This window comes from Spirochaetota bacterium (assembly GCA_017999915.1).
Lineage (GTDB): Bacteria > Spirochaetota > UBA4802 > UBA4802 > UBA5550 > RBG-16-49-21.
On sequence record JAGNKX010000013.1, the window covers coordinates 76,200 to 92,988 of the forward strand.

The following is a 16,789-nucleotide window of genomic DNA, read 5'->3' on the forward strand; positions in this document are numbered from 1 at the left end:
CTGTTTACTTTATCACGGCAAATGAAAAACTACTAGTTGTCGCGGCTCCAGTATTATTGTATGTTCGAAATTCGATGTAACTACCATCATCGGCTGGGAAATATACTATCAAAGAAGGTGTGAACAGGCTTTGAATTTGTGCAATAACAACCGTCTCCCGGTTTAGAGTTCTCAAAGATCCGGTCCATCTTATTGTGTAGCTACCGGTTGCGGCATATGTACAGGTATAATTACCCGATCCGCCTCGAATAGTCCCGTCAAAACTGATATATCCCCACGCAACCGTTTCACCGGAAGTATGGGGAAGTAACGATACAAGCAACAGGTCATTCGTTTTTTTATCAACTTCTTCCTTCGTGTATGTGTCACAATTCGCATTGAAGAAAACGGCAAGTATTGTAATGCTGAATAAAACAAGTATTCTTTTTTTCATAAAAATCCCCTGTGAGTATTATTTGTCTCTATCTCTATATTGATAAATTTTCAAGAGATATTGAATTGCGTTAATTGATATTTCATCGTTATATGCCCCTGCTTTTTTGCTTGTCACGGGGGCTCGGTTGTGCCATAATTATTTTAGATAATAGGCGGTTGTCCCATGTTCCCGTACTGAATGCATATCACTTTGTCGGATGTTGACATATATGGCAATGGATTACCTTCATAAATTGGTCGAATCGATGAATTTCCCGGATAATATTCCCGCGGAGGAGATTGAAGCAGTCATTAAACGGAGAAGGACTGTACGACTGAACAAAAACGAGTTCTTTTTGAAAGCCGGGGAGGTTCCGCGGCATATCGGGTATGTGGTTGCCGGCCTCATGAGACTGTATTACATCAATACCGACGGCGTGGAAATCACCAAGCATTTTTGCATGGAGAACACGCTGGCGATTTCCTACAGCGCCTTCCTGCTGAGGGAAGGATCGAGTTTCTATATCCAGGCGCTGGAAGATACCGAGCTGTATGTCTTCGACTACGATACGTACCGCGACCTGCTGGCCGGCCACGCATGCTGGCAGTCGGTGGCGAAAAAATTATCCGACTTGCTGTTTATCATCAAGGAGAAGAGGGAAGCGGAGCTTTTGCTGTGCAATGCGCAGGAGCGGTATGGACGATTCCTGAAAGACTACCCCAATCTTGAGAAAAGGCTGAACCAGTACCACATCGCATCGTACCTGGGCATTACCCCTGAATCGCTGAGCAGGATCCGGGCGAATTTCAGGGAATCTTAACATACATCAATTACCGCATCGGAATCCTCCGGTATATTGAATTCATACAAAACTACCGGAGGAGAGTCATGGAACACACATTTTTATCATCCGCAAAGATCGCCTGCATCGGCGGTATCGCAAGCTTCGCCGTGTCGGCGGCGCTTAACTATTTAATAATTCCCATGCCCCTTTCGATTCTTGATAATTCCATAAATCACGGTATCGGAGGATTTTTCTGCGGCTTCATCTCGGCCCTCGTGGGCGTACTGATGTTCGCACGCCGGCACGGGCGAGGAACCATGATCGAACGATCATGATCATCACCGACGTATAGAGGAGTTTTGCCATGGAGATATCGGGAAGTACGATCGTCATAACCGGAGCGTCGCGGGGGCTCGGAAGGGAGATGGCCCTGCGCCTGAGCAGGGCTGGTGCGCGGGTCATCCTTGTCGCGCGCTCGGAGGAATCGCTGCAATCGGCGCAGAGGACCGTTTCGGACATTGCCGGATACTCGCCCGATGCGTTCCCGTGCGATATCACCGACGAGTGGGCCGTCGCGGGCATCGCGCGGACAATCGGCGCAACATATCGACGCGTCGATGCGCTTATCAACAACGCCGGCATAGGCATCCTTAAACCGGTTTCTGAAATGAGCGGCGATGAGATGCGAAGACACTTCGAGGTGAACCTCTTCGGCGCGTTTTACTGCACCAGGGCGATGCTGCCGCTCATGAAGGGCGGAAAAGAGGGATACGTCCTCAATATCGGGTCGCTTCTCGGCGAGATGTCCTTTGCCGAAAGCGGCGTATACTCGGCCACGAAGTTCGCCCTGGCGGGTTTCACGGAAGGGCTCCGCCTCGAGCTGAAAAAGCACGGTATACAGGTGGGGCTTCTTCTTCCCGGCCCCATGAATACGTCGTTCCATGAAAACGTGGGAGGGCATGCGCCCGATGTTCCCCGTTTCATCACTCTCGATCCGGCCAGGGTTGCGGTTATCGCGGAGATGATGATCAGGAAAAGAGTATCCAGAGTGCATGCATACCGATGGATTCTTTACGCAATGAAGTTAAAGCGATTTTTGCGCTGAGTGGCCCGTGAAGAAATTTATCTTTCAGAAGGAGGAATACCGTGAGCTATGTAATGACAATGATTGCATGCGTGAGCCTGAGTGAATCGTTATGGATTTTTTACCTGTTTTTCGTTATCCATGAAATCGAGGAATGGAACATCGCACGCTTTGAAAAGAGGGTTTTTGCGGGACTGCCGGCGACGCACAACGATCGAAACGCCCGGGCCTGGATCGGTGTCGTCTGCATGATCGGTTTTGCCTGGTGCGCCGCGGCGACACTGCCGTCAAGTCCGCGCGTTGCGGCATACATCATCCTTCCCGCGATCGCGTTCTCCGCCGCGAACGCGCTGCAGCATGTATACTGGTCCCTGCGGTTCAGATCAGTCGCGCCCGGCCTGGTGAGCGCCGTTGTCCTCATGCTGCCATCAACAGCATACCTTACGTTTCTTATCATCGGCTACGGCCTTGTTTCGCCGTGGTACGCGGCCGGGTTGTCGGTACTTGCCCTCATGATGCTTGCCGGTACGGTGAAAAGCGGGGATTCGGCGCCTTCGATCATTCCCGCCATCTACGGGATCGGCGACCGGGCGTCAAAACTCGCGCATAGCATTAAAATGTTAACAAGATGAATGGATCTATTATACTACATAGAGGAGTATCAATGAATTCATGGGGAAGAGTTGAGTTTATCGACTAAAATTTCAAGGCCCCTGCCCAGAGCGTTTCCTGTTGACAGGGGACCGGAATTGCTTCAAGTTAAGGGCCGTATGTCCCATGTTCCTGTACTGAATTCATCGCACGTTACTGGATGTCGGAACTATATGTATCACCTCCTACCCTGAACATACATCCAATGGTGGTCATTACATCTACTCCATACCCGCCGGCATTATTGGCGTATCCAAAGACAAAACGGGGAGCAAGGGTGATCGACAGAGTGAAAACATCTCCACAATGAATATTAAGGCCACAGGCAAAGCCAAGGGCTGCGTAAAGCCCCTCAACGCGCCATATCATTCCCCCTATCGTGAGTTGAGGTCCCAGCCAGAAACGGACGACTTTATTTCGTACAACTCCGAATCCGAAATAATGGACCGAGTTCATTCTGAAGCAAGTACGCTTCTCATCATCCGTATAATGGACACTTAAATCCAGACGGTAGTTAAAAAGCCTGTCTGCGGCGAGATTTGTGTCCAGGGCAAAACCCCCGCCTAATGCCATGTGGGCATAGGCCTTGCCTCCCCAGTTTACTTCTCCACCGTCAAAGGCCCCAAAGAAGCCGAGACCATAGGCGTAGAGCGAAGATGTGAAAAGCATAATAAGCAAGGGTACTGCCAGGACAATGGCAAACTTATTTTTCATCAGGCATCCTCCAATTTATTTTATGAGTTGGTTGATAATATTTCTGCAAACTATGATAAAAAACGGCATATACCTGTACCAGGGGCGCCGCGGAACTCTCCCTGGGAGTGTAGGGAGGGTTAGCCCGGTACCGGAGGCGCCGCCGAACCACGTGACATTGATATTATTCACGATGCTATATAAAAAAATATTTTTGTATATCTTTTACTCATTACTAATGAATAAATCAATATAACAACCGATAACAATCGGTCCCAGTGTTGCTCTGACCCCGATTTTAACCGATAACAATCGGTCCTATGGCAGCTTTTACCGATAACAATCGGTTTTACGGCTGCTCTGACCCCGGAAGTCACCGATAACTATCAGTCCCCAGGCTTGTTCGGACCTTCCACGCCCTAATACACCACCAGCACGCCCCTTTCGGTCAGCTCCCTGATCGTGGCGGCATCCCTGACCGGGTTCCCCATAAGGTTGACGTAGAGGAGGCTGTCGCAACTCTTCAGAACTGATATGTCCTCGATTTCATTGAAGGAGATGTCCAGCTCTTTCAGGTTGACAAGGCCGGCAAGGGGGCTGATGTTCCGGATGCCGTTCCCTGAGAGGAAGAGCGACTCCAGCTGTGTCAGCCGCGACAGGGGGCCGATGCTCCGGATGTCGTTCCCTGACAGGTTCAGGCTGCTTATGTTCATGCAGTGCTCAACGCCCTTCAGGTCCACGATATCGTAATCTGAAAGGTCCAGTTCACCCTCGAGGCCCTGGACGTCCTCTATGGTGATGGCGAGATCCAGGTTTCCGAAGACCAGCCTGGTGAGGGCCTCGATGAAGCCCCGCTCGTGGTCTTCATAGGCTTCTTCGAATTCATCGATTTCTTCGCCTTCGGTGAAATCTTCCTCGTACACGGCCTTTTCATCATATCCGAAATCATCATCGCCGTAACCATAGGTCTCTTCCGCCCGGATCTCAGGCCGGTACGACAGGGGCCGGGGAGCTCCCTTGAAGATGAAGATGTCCCGCAGCCGGACCATCTCTTCCAGTTTATTGTTTTTGAAATGATCTTCGATTTCGTTGATGATCTTTGTCAACTTGTCGGGGTGGTACTGCTGGATAATGCTGGCGAAAAGCCTGCTCATGGTGGCCGCGGCTGTGTCGAGACCCAGAAGCTCTCCATAGAAGGCAAGGCCATCCCTGTCATGGGCGCGGTACCTGGCTATGATATCCACGCTGATTTCCTTTAATCGATGGGGATTTACCTGCTTCTTCAGTTCCCGGTAGATGCTGTCTATGGTGTCTGCCATGATATGGTACGCCGGTTTTCATATATACATCGGTATGCCGGTCTGGATTATTCATGATGTATAGCCGCTGATTATGTCAAATCTAAATCATGGCTTGAAACGCAAACATCCGGATAACTCGTGATTGGATCCGGGAATATCCTCCCGCCCGGTTACCGAGCGGGGACGTGGCAACCTTGTCAAACCGTCGAGACATGAACTAATTATCCAATGATTATTTAATAATTGACATATCTTCCGGTCTGGTTATAGTCCAAATACGCTGATTTGCCCTATGATTAACAGCTGCGGATCTCCGGGAGGAGACGGCTGTTGCCGCGTATTCATACTGCATGGTATCGGAGGCGATGAATTTCGGATTTCCCTTGATCAGCGGCATCATGGTGGTGACCGCCTGTTGCGCCCTCATGCTGGCGGTCTATTCTCTGAGACGCCGCCATATTTCCAGTATCGGCGTTCCCCTGGGCCTGTATATGATCGCCATTTGCGAATGGGCCATGACCGCCGCCCTCGAACTGCTGACAGCCGACGCGGCCATGAAGGTCATGTTTGTCAAGCTTGCCTATATAGGGATCGCCAGTGTTCCAGTCCTCTGGCTCCTGGTGGCGCTTGAGTATAACCGCTCCGTTAAGTGGATAGCCGATCGGCGCATGCTTCTCCTCTGGGTGGTCCCTGTCGCAAGCGTGTCCATGGCGGCCACGAATGAGTGGCACTGGCTTTTCTGGAGCGTGATTACACCCGTCATGGCAACCGCGGGAATTTACAGCAATGGTCCGCTTCTCATCTATGGGCACGGGATCGCATTCTGGATATTTTTCGCCTACAGCTACGCCGTCCTTTTTGCCGCGACTTTCATCCTCATCCGGAGCGCGTTCCGTTCTCCGGAACTGTACCGGTCTCAGTCGGTGCTCATGGTTATCGCCATGGCGCTGCTGTGGATCGGCAATTTATTTTACGTGGCCGAGATTGTGCCGATTCCTGGCCTGGATACGACACCGATCGCCTTCACTCTTACCGGAGCGCTTTTGGCACTGGGCATCCTGAGGTACCGTCTCCTGGACATCGTGCCGGTGGCCTGTGACGTGCTGATACGGAACATGGGCGATGGCGTTATTGTCCTTGATGGGAATAATCACATCGCGGAAATGAACCCTGCCTCCTGCGGGCTTTTCGGCGTTGAACTGCGCTCGGTTGTCGGCCATGACCTCCAGGCGGTGGTTTCGTCGCGCATTGAGCCGGGCCTTCTTTTTCCCGGCGGGCAGATGAACGGCGGTCAGAAGGAAATCCATGTCACCGGTGATGCCACGGCCGTATACGATGTGCGGAGCTCGCCGCTTTGCGATGAGCGCGGACGTTCCATCGGAAGGCTCGTCGTGTTTCATGATATCACCGAGCTGAAGCGTAGGGAGGATGAAATACGGGGATTGAACCAGTCGCTGGAGGAGCGTGTGCGCATGCGTACGCATCTCCTCGAGCGGGAGATGACCGAGCACAAGCAGGCCCAGGAGGCCCTCCGGAAGAGCGAGGAAAAATACCGCCTCCTCCTTGAGAACATATCGGACGTGGTGTTCAGCACCGATACGACCGGCCGCTTCACCTATATCAGCCCGGTCATCGAGCAGATCGCGGGATACAGGCCCGAAGAGGTGGTGGGCAAGCACTTCAGTTTTTTTGTCGACCAGAGCGACATACATATGATGATGACGGATGTTGCGAGGATCTTCTCCGGCGAGTCGATGGCGCCGCGGGAGTTCCGCGCCGTTGACAAGAACGGGGAAGTCCACTACGTGCGCACGTCGGGAAGGCTGGCCATAGAGGACGGCCAGATCGTCGGCATTACGGGCCTCATGATCGACGTCACGGAGCGTCACCGCATCGAGGAAGAGCGCCGCCGCCTTGAGGCGCAGCTGCAGCACACCCAGAAGCTCGAAAGCCTCGGCGTTCTGGCCGGCGGCATCGCCCATGACTTCAACAACATCCTCACGGGGATCCTCGGCAACGCCGACCTGGCGATCATGAAGATTGGGGAGGATTCGCCGGTCTGGGACAACCTGAAGGAGATACAGAAGGGTTCCTTCAGCGCCGCCGAGCTGTGCAGGCAGATGCTCGCCTATTCGGGTAAGGGGCGTTTCGAGCTTTCGTCGATCGATCTCCGCGAGATGGTGAAGGAGATCACCCAGCTCCTGGAGGTTTCCATATCCAAGAAGATAGCCGTCCGCTTCGAGTTCCCCGACATGATGCCCATGATCAACGGCGACGCGGCGCAGGTGCGGCAGATCATCATGAACCTTGTCATTAACGCGTCCGAGGCTATTGGCGATGAAACGGGCGCCATCATGATCACGATCGGCTCGGCGCACCTGAACAGGGTCGATTTAAAAGAGACCTACCTCGACGATAACCTTCCCGAGGGGGAGTACGCGTTTATAGACGTGATCGATACCGGCATCGGCATGGACCGCGGGACCATAGCCAGGATATTCGAGCCATTTTTCACCACGAAGTTCACCGGCCGCGGTCTCGGCCTTGCCGCCGTTCTGGGGATCGTCCGGGGCCACCGCGGCGCGGTCAGGATCACCAGCGAGCCGGGCAAGGGAACTTCCTTCAGGGTGTTCTTTCCCGTATCGCGAGACGGCGACGGTCATGAGCTGATGCGGCGTTCAACGTCCGGCTCGTGGCGGGGGATCGGCACCATCCTCATGGTCGATGACGAGGAATCGGTTCTTTCCGTGGGCAAGCGCATGCTGGAGCTCCTCGGTTTCTCGGTGCTGACCGCCGTCAACGGCATCGAGGCGATCGCGGTGTTCAGGGAGAACATCGAATCCATCGTGTGCGTCATCCTCGACCTCACGATGCCGATGATGAACGGCGTAGAGACCTTCAAGGAGCTGAACCGTATCAAGCCCGGCGTCAGGGTTATCATTTCCAGCGGGTACAGCGAATACGAGATATCGGAGCGCTTTGCCGGTAACAACAGGGTATCCGGTTTCGTCCAGAAGCCGTACCACTTCGAGGATTTTGCCGCCAAGCTCCGGGACGTCATAGGGTAGGGGACGTCCCTGCTTCAGCGCCGGTCTTTCAATCGGGGGTTCCCGGGGACACGTCGGGCGGATTCGCTTTATTCAAAACTTCCCATCCCAGGGCCATGATCGACGCCGCCCTGGCTGACCGCCACTTTTCGGATTTATCCGCGCAAACGAGCTTTAGCATCCCCGAGAGGACCATGATCTCCATGAGACGCAGCCTGCGGGAGGAGCCGCCGACGGTAAAGTCAAGCATGTCGCCATAGGCGCGCTTCATCGGGATGATGACGGACGTGCCCAGGTCCCAGTCAAGGTCGTAGACCTCGACGACATTGCTGGTGGGCCTGCCGTTGATCTTCACCGATCCGCGGGAGAATATCAGCTTCCGGTTCCTGAGCCCCAGCTTCACCACCGCCCGGTAAATGAAATCGATGAGGGCCACCGGGACGCCCTGCGTGAAATAACACTCCCCCTTGACCCTGATGAGGCGCTTCACCTTTTTCACGGCACGCTTCCGCTCCAGGCGCGGCACAAGGATGTATTTTTCCGTGTCGCCGATCCGGTTGATGGGGACGACCTTGTCGGCCGTGCGTATTTTTTTCATCGCGTCCATGGTCCTGCCGGAGGGCCTATGCCGAAACAGGCTCCGTGATCCCGGTGCCGCTGATCAATTCGGCCAGCTCGTCCGCCATGAGGGCGAGGTTTTCCGACGTGGCGGAGAGCCCCCTGGCCGCGTCGATATTGGACTGGATCAGCGTATTGATGCTGGCAAGGTTTCCGGATATCTCGTTCATGTTCGTATCCTGGGCCCGTGTGGCGTTCTTGATGTCGATCGATTTTTTCTGGACGATATCGACCTTCTCCTCGATATCGATCTTTATCTGCTCCTGCACGTTGATATGACTGAAGATTTCGCGCGATTTTTCCTGCACCCTGCTGACGATGTCGACGATTTCCTTCAGCATCGTCACGGTGGAGGAGATGCTGCCCATGCTCTCCGTCGACATCAGGTTGTTGGACTGGATGAGGTCCGTGATCTCCTTGAGGCTTCCCACCGATTGATCCGAGAGCTTGTTGACCTCCAGGGCGACCACGGCGAAGCCCTTGCCGTGCTCGCCGGCGCGGGCCGCCTCGATGGAGGCGTTCAGGGCGAGGAGCTGTATCTTGTCGAATATCTCGCCCAGTATCTCCATGACGCTGGACAGCTTCCGGGAGCTGTCCAGGAGCTCGCCGGAGTTGCGGTTGATGAGTGTGATGGCCCCCTCGCTGTTCTTGACGATGGAGATGACCGAGCTGAAGAGGCTGGCGATCTCCTCGGAGCTGGCCTTGAGGGAATCGATCTCAACGGCCAGGTTCCTGATCGAGCCGATCAGCGTGACGAAGGATTCGTACTGGTCCGCCGTGTTGGAGCTCACCTGGGCGATGCCGTTGGACATGTCGGTGGCGGTGGACGCGATGCCGCTTATTGTCGCAGCCTGGGCCTCAATATTGTCCGAGAAGGAGGCCGTCGTCTGGGACATGTCGGCCGCGACCTTTTTCAGCTGGCTCGAGCTCCCCCTGACGATGGTGTGTATGTCCATGATCTTGCTGAACTGCTTTTCATTCTTTGATTTTTCGTCCTCTATGATGCGGATGGAGTTTTCCAGGATGGTGATGGAGAGCATGGCGATGAGATAGGCGATGGTCAGCGCCGCCAGGCTGTCGATAAGGCCGGTCTTTATGAGAGGCAGCATCGCCCCTTCGATGGTTTCACGGTTCATGATGAACATGGCGGCGTCGGAAACGGAAAAGGTGACGAATATGCCCGTCGTTACGGCGCGGGATGAGAATATCGCGGCGAAGAGGATGCACACGAACATGAAATAGGTCATGCTTACATAGGCGACCTGGGGCGTTTTATTCAAAAACATTGTGAACACGAGGATGGAGCAGAGTATGACGAATACATTGGCCGCCGCCTGGAGCTTGCCGCGCCTTAAAAGGTAGAGCGTGAAAATGGAAAAGAGCGATGCCGGGCCCGCTGACCAGTAAAACTCGATGGCGCGGTCCACGCTGATGGATAGCGACGCCGCAGCGCCTATATTGAGCAGAATGATCAGGAATATGGCGAAAAACATGATGAGGGAGGCCTTTTTCCTGGTTAGGTAATCGCTGTCATCAAAACGAAATAGAAAAAAATGGTTGAAACGTTTTAACATTGCCTGACGTCCTGGTGAGGAATTTGACGCGGATACTATATTTAATCAATAAGGTCGTCAAATGATTTCTTTAAGTTATCAATTGTTAACTTGAATAATTTTCATAAAAGCATGATCGATGCTGATTATAGTCCAATGGTATTGGATCGATATGGACCTGTTATATGCGAAATTTTTGGCTGGCGCAGCTCTCATTTCCCTTTCCGGCGTGATGGCGCCGGGGCCCCTGGCGGCTGTCACGGTGGGTAAGGGGAGCGAGTCGCCCCATGCGGGCATCTTCATCGCCCTGGGCCACGGCATGGTCGAATTACCCCTCATGGCCGCGGTGCTGTTCGGGTTCGGGTACGTCTTCACCCTTCCCGGTGTGAAGCCCGCAGTCGGATTCGCCGGCGGCATCGTGCTTCTTTTTATGGCCGCGGGAATGCTCCGGAGCCTCCGCGGCGGGGAGCTGACAGCGGCGCGGGACGGGCGGTCGCCCCTTGCCTCGGGTGTTATACTCACCGCGGCCAATCCCTATTTCCTCATCTGGTGGGCCACGGTGGGGGCGTCCATGGTCGTGGAATCGGCCGGTTTCGGCGCAGCCGGCGTTGCCGTCTTCATGGCTATGCATTGGCTCTGCGATTTCGGCTGGAGTTGGGCCCTTTCAGCACTGTCCTTCCGCGGCGGCGCGTTCTTCGGCGACAGGTTCCAGAAGGGCGTCTGCGCGGTAAGCGGCGTGGTTCTCGCCTTTTTCGGCCTTAAATTCATCTACGAAGCGATAACAATACTCCTCTGATGCTCCGCGAAACCATTTTTTCAAGGGTAATTCTTCATATTGCTAAAATGGACCGGAAAACAGCTTATTTTTCTTGCATATTTTTGGCTATATCACGAAAATATCATAATTTTATTATTATATTATAAATCCACATCAAATAATACATGTTAGCCATAGATTTAATCATTATTTTCGCCTGCGGACTTTCCCTGGTGATGGCCCTTGGTCTCATCGTCCGGCCCCTTGATTTCAGGAACATGGTCCTGGCCGCCATCCTGCCCCTCATGGGCTTTATTACCTTTTCCCTGTACCTGCTCCATTCGCAGAAGATCTACGATTATCCGATACTCTTTTTTTTCCAGGTGCCCGTGGTTCTCTGCATGGGGCCCCTTCTCTTCTTTTATCTGGAGAGTCTTACCGGCGACAAGGACAGGCTCCAGAGGAGGGATATCCTTCATTTTATACCCCTCCTGGTGGTGGGGCTCTATCTCATATCCTATTTCCTCTATTCTCCCAACATGCAGCGGGAGATCGTGTACGAGCTGCTCAACCAGGACAAGCATATCATGCTGAGGGTGATATTTACCGGAAGCGTCCTTTCCCCCATCATATATATAGCTGCGCCCATGATGCGTATTGTCCACCAGCTGAAAAAAGGGAATCCCGCGGAACAGAGGACCGTGTTTCTCTTTTCGTTCCTTGTCATATGGGTCATAACCGGCATCATCGGCCTCGGGGGAACCATCGCCCTGTCGCTGCCGGCCTTGAAAATCATAAACCTGCTGGTGAGTCTGGTCATTTTCTGCTTTTACCTGATGGGGCAGAGGTATCCCTACCTGCTCCAGTACGGCACGGTTCATGTCAGCAACGAATCGTACTCGAAATCATACCTGAACGGCCTGGACCTGGACAGCCTCGGCAAGCAGCTCAACGCCATGATGATAAAGGAAAAGCTCTACTGCGACGAGGATCTCACGCTGCCAAGGCTCAGCCAGGCCCTGGGAGTCACCCAGCACCAGCTTTCGCAGTTTTTGAACCAGCATTATAATAAGAATTTCAACAGCTATATCAATGGTTTCCGCATTGAGGATGCGAAAAAGCTCCTTGTCGATGAGGCAGACCGGAATACTCTTTCCATAGCTCTGGCGGTGGGATTTAATTCATATTCCGCCTTTCACTCGGCTTTCCGCAAGACCACGGGCATATCTCCAGCTGAATATAGAAAGAAAAATGTGTAATAATAGCGGTAAATATCATTTAAACATGCCTTCTTCAGTCCCTGGGTTTGTAATTCGAGATATTTATTTGTCATAAACTTGTTTCTGTATAGATATTAAGGGTCAGAGCCCCTTAAAAGGTCCCCGCAAAGGTCGGAACTCGCGACGATTATCGTCGAAAACAGTGACAGCTTCAGGATGAAGGGTCAGAGCCCCTTAGGAGCCCCCCGCAAAGGTCGGAACTCGCGATGATTATCGTCGAAAACAGTGACAGCTTCAGGATGAAGGGTCAGAGCCCTTTAGGAGCCCCCCGCAAAGGTCGGAACTCGCGATGATTATCGTCGAAAACAGTGACAGCTTCAGGATGAAGGGTCAGAGCCCTTTAGGAGCCCCCCCGCAAAAGATCGAAAATCGCGAAGATTGTCGCCGAAATCAGTATCAGCCTCGGGGTTAAGGGGCGAAGCCCCTTAGGAGTCCCCCCGCAGGGGTTAGTTCTTGTTACTGTTTTATAAATCTGAAACAAATATTTGTTCCAAATTTATAACTAAACGAGACTTCTAAAATTTAATATGCTACGTTACCATCAGAATTAGCCTTTAGCTGTGTATATTTTAGGCAAATCCTCCTAAAATATGTTTAATCACTTTATTCAGCTTAGGTGCTGAGGATTTTTCCTTAGCAAATTTTAAGGTAATACTTCTTGTTGGGCTGGTGCAACACTAGCCCTCTTTTTTTCCCTCATGATTATTTTTGCCCGAATAAATTGAATAATTTAATAAAAAATGTCATATTCTAATTTCAGGTGTCAGAGTAAATTCAAGAAATCATGAATTAAGGGCCGGATCGTCTCAATGATTAAAAATTATTGTTTTTTATAAATAAAATTCGATTGATTAATCAATATTCTGCTATTTTATTATTGGAGCGCATAACATTGACCGGACAAAGGTGCTTCTTCAAGATGCTATCCGATTGATACCAGTGAGCAGGAACAGGATTGAAACTAAAATTCAAATTAATCCTCACCTTCATTTCTATCATTATTGCCGCGACCCTTCCCCTTTCCCTGTTCATCCTGAACCAGCAGGAAAAACAAAAGCTCGCCCTCATAACCCACCAGGGAGAGATCAACAGCCGCATGCTGTCCCGCACCACCCTCAATATCCTGATGATGAACGGCGGTGATATCCAGAGCTCCATGGTGGATTCCCGGGACATGATCTCCATGCTGAAGCCGCTGGCCGATGACGGCCTGGTCTATGCCGACGCCATACTGATCTCCTCGGAAGAGAAAAACAACGGCCTTATCCTTTCCCGGTACATTGACCGGAATTTCATCAAGGGCAGCGGACCGGGGCCCAAAGTCCAGGCGCCTGACGTGGAGGCCCTGAAAAAGCATCCCGGCCATGGGGAGGTATCTTTTCCCGGTGTCGACGGCAAGTGCTATGAGTTCGTCTCCCTCGGGGCCCTCCCGGGGAAGCCGGCTGTCTGCATCGCGAGGCTCGTGTACGCGAAGTCGGTGGTGCTGGGCCCCATCAGAAGGCTCCGCCTGATGATTTACGCGGCCATCATCGTCGCGGTCGCCCTGGCGAGCCTTCTCGGCCTGGTCCTGAGCATGTTCATTTCGCGGCCCATCGGCCACCTCATTGAGGGCGTGGAAAAGATCGGCGGCGGGGACCTGCAATACCGGATCCCGGTGACGGCGCGGGACGAACTGGGGATCCTCGGTAACACCTTCAATCACCTGGCGCAGATCGTGCAGCTGGAAATAGACCAGCTCCGCGCCGCCAACGAGGAGCTGAAGCGCCTCGACGTCCTCAAGGACGAGTTTCTCGCCAACATGTCCCACGAGCTGCGCACGCCCCTTTACGGGATCATCGGCATCGCCGAGTCCCTCATCGGCGGCGCCGCCGGCCCCCCCACTGAGGAATCCGTCCATGACCTTTCCCTGATCGTCTCCAGCGGGAGGCGCCTGGCCGGGATGGTAAACGATATCCTCGATTTTTCCAAGCTGAAGCACCATGACATCGTCCTCAGCCGGAAGCCGGTGAATCTCTATTCCCTGGCGCAGATGGTGAAGGCCATCCTGCAGCCCATGGCGGCGAGAAAATCCCTGGATATCCGGGTCGATATCGATCCCGAGACGGCCATAGCCGACGCAGATGAGAACCGCCTCCAGCAGATCCTGCTGAACCTGATCGGCAATGCCGTGAAGTTCACCGAGGCCGGCGGCGTAACCATAACCGCGGCGCACGATTCCCCGGACAGCGGCTTTTACACCGTTACCGTCGCCGACACCGGTATCGGCATTCCCCCGGACAAGACCGGGCGGATTTTCGAGACCTTCGAGCAGGCCGACGGCTCCATCGCCCGCATATACGGCGGGACCGGCCTGGGCCTGTCCATCGCGAAAAAGCTGGTGGAGCTCCACGGCGGCAGGATATGGGTGGAATCGGAGGAGGGGACCGGCTCCCGCTTTTCCTTCACGGTCCCGGCCGCGCCGGAGGAGGCGGGGCGGGAAAGCCAGGGCCAGGGCGCGACGGGGCTCTTCGCCGATATGCCGGCGCTCTTCCAGGGGATCACCCTTGACGATATTCGCACCACCGGCACGGGAGCCAATAAGACCGGCCGGGCCCGCGGGAAGGTGCTGGTGGTGGACGACGAGCCGGTGGTTCTCCAGGTGATGATCAATTATCTCACCCTGGAGGGCTACGAGGTCGTGACCGCCGCGAGCGGCCCCCAGGCCCTGGAGCGTCTCGATCAGTCGTCTTTCGACCTGGTGCTTCTCGACATCATGCTTCCCCGCATCTCCGGGTACGAGGTGTGCCGCCTCATCAGGGAGAAGCTTTCCCCCTACGAGCTGCCGGTGCTCATGCTCACGGCCCGCAACAAGCCCGATGATGTCGTCGCCGGTCTCGAGGCGGGCGCCAACGACTATCTCACCAAGCCGGTCAACCGCCAGGAGCTCCTGGCCCGGGTGAGCAGCCTCATATCCCTGCAGAATTCCGTGAAGCTGAACAACGAGCTGTCCATCATAAAGCGCGACATACAGATCGCCCATGAGATCCAGAAATCGATACTCTCCCAGGACTTCCCGGTCATCGACGGCGTGGACATAGCCCTCAAGTACGAGCCGATGACCAAGCTGGGCGGGGACTTTTACGATATCCAGATGGTGGGGCCGGGACTCCTCGGGATCCTCCTGGCCGACGTGTCGGGCCACGGCATACCGGCGGCCTTCATATGCTCGATGCTCAAGGTGGCCTACTCGTTCCACCGGCAGGACGCCGGCAACCCGTCGGTCCTCATGAGCCACATCAGCGCCACCATGCTCAATTACACCGGGGGCCAGTTCATCACGGCGTGCTACGCCTGCATCGACCTGGCGGAGAGGAAGTTGCGCCAGTCCAACGCCGGCCACTGGCCGCTTCTCATCTGGAGGAAAAAGGAGCAGCGTCTCCTGGTGGATTTGGAAAACAGCATGCCCATCGGCTGGTACGCCGAGAAGGAGTATCCGATCATGGAGGCGGATATTCTTCCCGGCGACAGGGTTATACTGTACACCGACGGCATCCTGGAGGCGCGCCATGCCGGGGGCAAGCTTTACGGCGAGGCGCGCTTCCATGAGTTCATCAGGACTCACCAGGACAGCAGCGCGTCGGAATTCGTCGACGCCATCTTCAAGGAGATTCTCGATTGGATCGGCGGCGACTCTGATGCGACACTGGGCGATGACATTACCGTAATCGCGGTGGATTTTCTTTCATAACGGGAGCGGGGTACCGATGATTTCCAATATAATCCATATCGTCAACCAGCAGGCCGGCGACGTTCATTATGATAATTTCATCGTGCGTGTCATGGCGGCCGACATGCTCGACATGGACAATGCCGGCGACATGCGGGTCTTTCTCCTCACCCTGGTCAAGGGGGGCGTGAAAAAGATCGTCATCGACATGACGGGCCTCGATTTCATCGACAGCTCCGGCATAGGCGTTCTCATAGACGCCGCCAAGCACCTGCGCCAGCGCGGCGGCGATATCGTCATACTTTCCATGCCGGAGCGGGTGCATATCATCGTGCAGCCGGTGAGGCTGAACAGGTTCATCAAGTTTTTTGAAAGAGAGGACGAGGTCATATATTTTTTCAGGCATGTGTGATGGCCGTTCCTTCACGCGTACCGGGGGCCGCCCGCGAGGGTGTCTCCGCGCGGCGGGAATGGAGCTCATTATGAATGGGGGCGGACGATGAACATACAATTTGACATCATTAAAATTTCCCCGGTGACGCTGGACAAGATCGATTACACGACCACGGTATTCAAGCTGACCCTTCCCCAGAAGGTCGATATCGACAATTCGAACGATCTCTGGATATACCTGAAGACCCTTGTCGCGGGCGGGGCGCAGAAGATATACATCGACCTGAGAAATGTCGGCTATATCGACAGCTCGGGAATCGGCGTCTTTATCAATACCGCCAAGCTGATCCGGAAGCATAAGGGCGACATCGTGATGTCCAATGTCTCTGATGAAATCAAGAGCATATTCAAGGTGATCAAGCTTGAGGATTTTATCAGGGTATGCAATACCGATGTTGATGCGATGAAATCGTTCCGGTTTGTCCAGTGAAGGAGGGGGATGGGCGA

At 53.9% G+C, this 16,789-nt stretch carries 15 protein-coding genes; 10 read left to right on the forward strand and 5 right to left on the reverse strand.

What is annotated here, in order from left to right; all coding sequences use genetic code 11:
* Positions 1–4 precede the first annotated feature (4 nt).
* Positions 5–433 (reverse strand): hypothetical protein, encoded by a 429-nt coding sequence (locus tag KA369_17830; GenBank protein MBP7737846.1) that lies wholly within the window; start codon positions 431–433, stop codon positions 5–7.
* Between the two features lie 211 nt (positions 434–644).
* On the opposite strand from KA369_17830, the gene KA369_17835 reads away from it, so the two are divergent.
* The 4 genes from KA369_17835 to KA369_17850 all read left to right on the forward strand — a co-directional run bounded on the left by KA369_17835 (position 645) and on the right by KA369_17850 (position 2,915).
* Positions 645–1,235, forward strand: coding sequence for a Crp/Fnr family transcriptional regulator (locus KA369_17835; protein ID MBP7737847.1), 591 nt, complete (start codon positions 645–647; stop codon positions 1,233–1,235).
* Between the two features lie 68 nt (positions 1,236–1,303).
* On the forward strand, positions 1,304–1,534 hold the full coding sequence (locus tag KA369_17840) for a hypothetical protein (protein ID MBP7737848.1): 231 nt from the start codon (positions 1,304–1,306) through the stop codon (positions 1,532–1,534).
* Between the two features lie 29 nt (positions 1,535–1,563).
* Positions 1,564–2,304, forward strand: coding sequence for an SDR family NAD(P)-dependent oxidoreductase (locus tag KA369_17845; protein ID MBP7737849.1), 741 nt, complete (start codon positions 1,564–1,566; stop codon positions 2,302–2,304).
* Between the two features lie 41 nt (positions 2,305–2,345).
* Complete coding sequence (locus KA369_17850) at positions 2,346–2,915, forward strand: HXXEE domain-containing protein (GenBank protein MBP7737850.1); 570 nt, start codon at positions 2,346–2,348, stop codon at positions 2,913–2,915.
* A gap of 172 nt (positions 2,916–3,087) precedes the next feature.
* Here KA369_17850 and KA369_17855 read toward each other — a convergent pair whose 3' ends face one another.
* Positions 3,088–3,648 carry a hypothetical protein gene (locus KA369_17855; GenBank protein ID MBP7737851.1) on the reverse strand — a complete coding sequence of 187 codons (561 nt, stop codon included), beginning with the start codon at positions 3,646–3,648 and terminating at the stop codon, positions 3,088–3,090.
* Between the two features lie 398 nt (positions 3,649–4,046).
* Positions 4,047–4,946: a leucine-rich repeat domain-containing protein gene (locus tag KA369_17860; protein ID MBP7737852.1), complete on the reverse strand. Its 900-nt coding sequence runs from the start codon at positions 4,944–4,946 to the stop codon at positions 4,047–4,049.
* Between the two features lie 347 nt (positions 4,947–5,293).
* Here KA369_17860 and KA369_17865 point away from each other — a divergent pair, with 347 nt between their 5' ends.
* Positions 5,294–7,996 (forward strand): PAS domain S-box protein, encoded by a 2,703-nt coding sequence (locus KA369_17865; protein MBP7737853.1) that lies wholly within the window; start codon positions 5,294–5,296, stop codon positions 7,994–7,996.
* A 28-nt stretch (positions 7,997–8,024) separates the two neighbouring features.
* Here the strand turns inward: KA369_17865 and KA369_17870 are convergent, their stop codons facing one another.
* Both KA369_17870 and KA369_17875 read right to left on the reverse strand, forming a co-directional pair.
* Entirely contained in the window at positions 8,025–8,573 is a 549-nt protein-coding gene (locus KA369_17870; GenBank protein ID MBP7737854.1) for a hypothetical protein, read from the reverse strand.
* A gap of 25 nt (positions 8,574–8,598) precedes the next feature.
* Entirely contained in the window at positions 8,599–10,167 is a 1,569-nt protein-coding gene (locus tag KA369_17875) for a hypothetical protein (protein MBP7737855.1), read from the reverse strand.
* 151 nt (positions 10,168–10,318) lie between these two features.
* Here KA369_17875 and KA369_17880 point away from each other — a divergent pair, with 151 nt between their 5' ends.
* From KA369_17880 to KA369_17900, 5 genes are all read left to right on the forward strand, one after another.
* The gene (locus KA369_17880; GenBank protein ID MBP7737856.1) at positions 10,319–10,942 is read left to right on the forward strand and encodes a LysE family transporter; all 624 of its coding nucleotides are present in this window, start codon (positions 10,319–10,321) and stop codon (positions 10,940–10,942) included.
* 146 nt (positions 10,943–11,088) lie between these two features.
* Complete coding sequence (locus KA369_17885; protein MBP7737857.1) at positions 11,089–12,162, forward strand: AraC family transcriptional regulator; 1,074 nt, start codon at positions 11,089–11,091, stop codon at positions 12,160–12,162.
* 976 nt (positions 12,163–13,138) lie between these two features.
* Positions 13,139–15,910, forward strand: coding sequence for a SpoIIE family protein phosphatase (locus KA369_17890; protein MBP7737858.1), 2,772 nt, complete (start codon positions 13,139–13,141; stop codon positions 15,908–15,910).
* A 16-nt stretch (positions 15,911–15,926) separates the two neighbouring features.
* Positions 15,927–16,301 (forward strand): STAS domain-containing protein, encoded by a 375-nt coding sequence (locus tag KA369_17895; GenBank protein ID MBP7737859.1) that lies wholly within the window; start codon positions 15,927–15,929, stop codon positions 16,299–16,301.
* Between the two features lie 87 nt (positions 16,302–16,388).
* Positions 16,389–16,772 (forward strand): STAS domain-containing protein, encoded by a 384-nt coding sequence (locus KA369_17900; GenBank protein ID MBP7737860.1) that lies wholly within the window; start codon positions 16,389–16,391, stop codon positions 16,770–16,772.
* Positions 16,773–16,789: the final 17 nt, after the last annotated feature.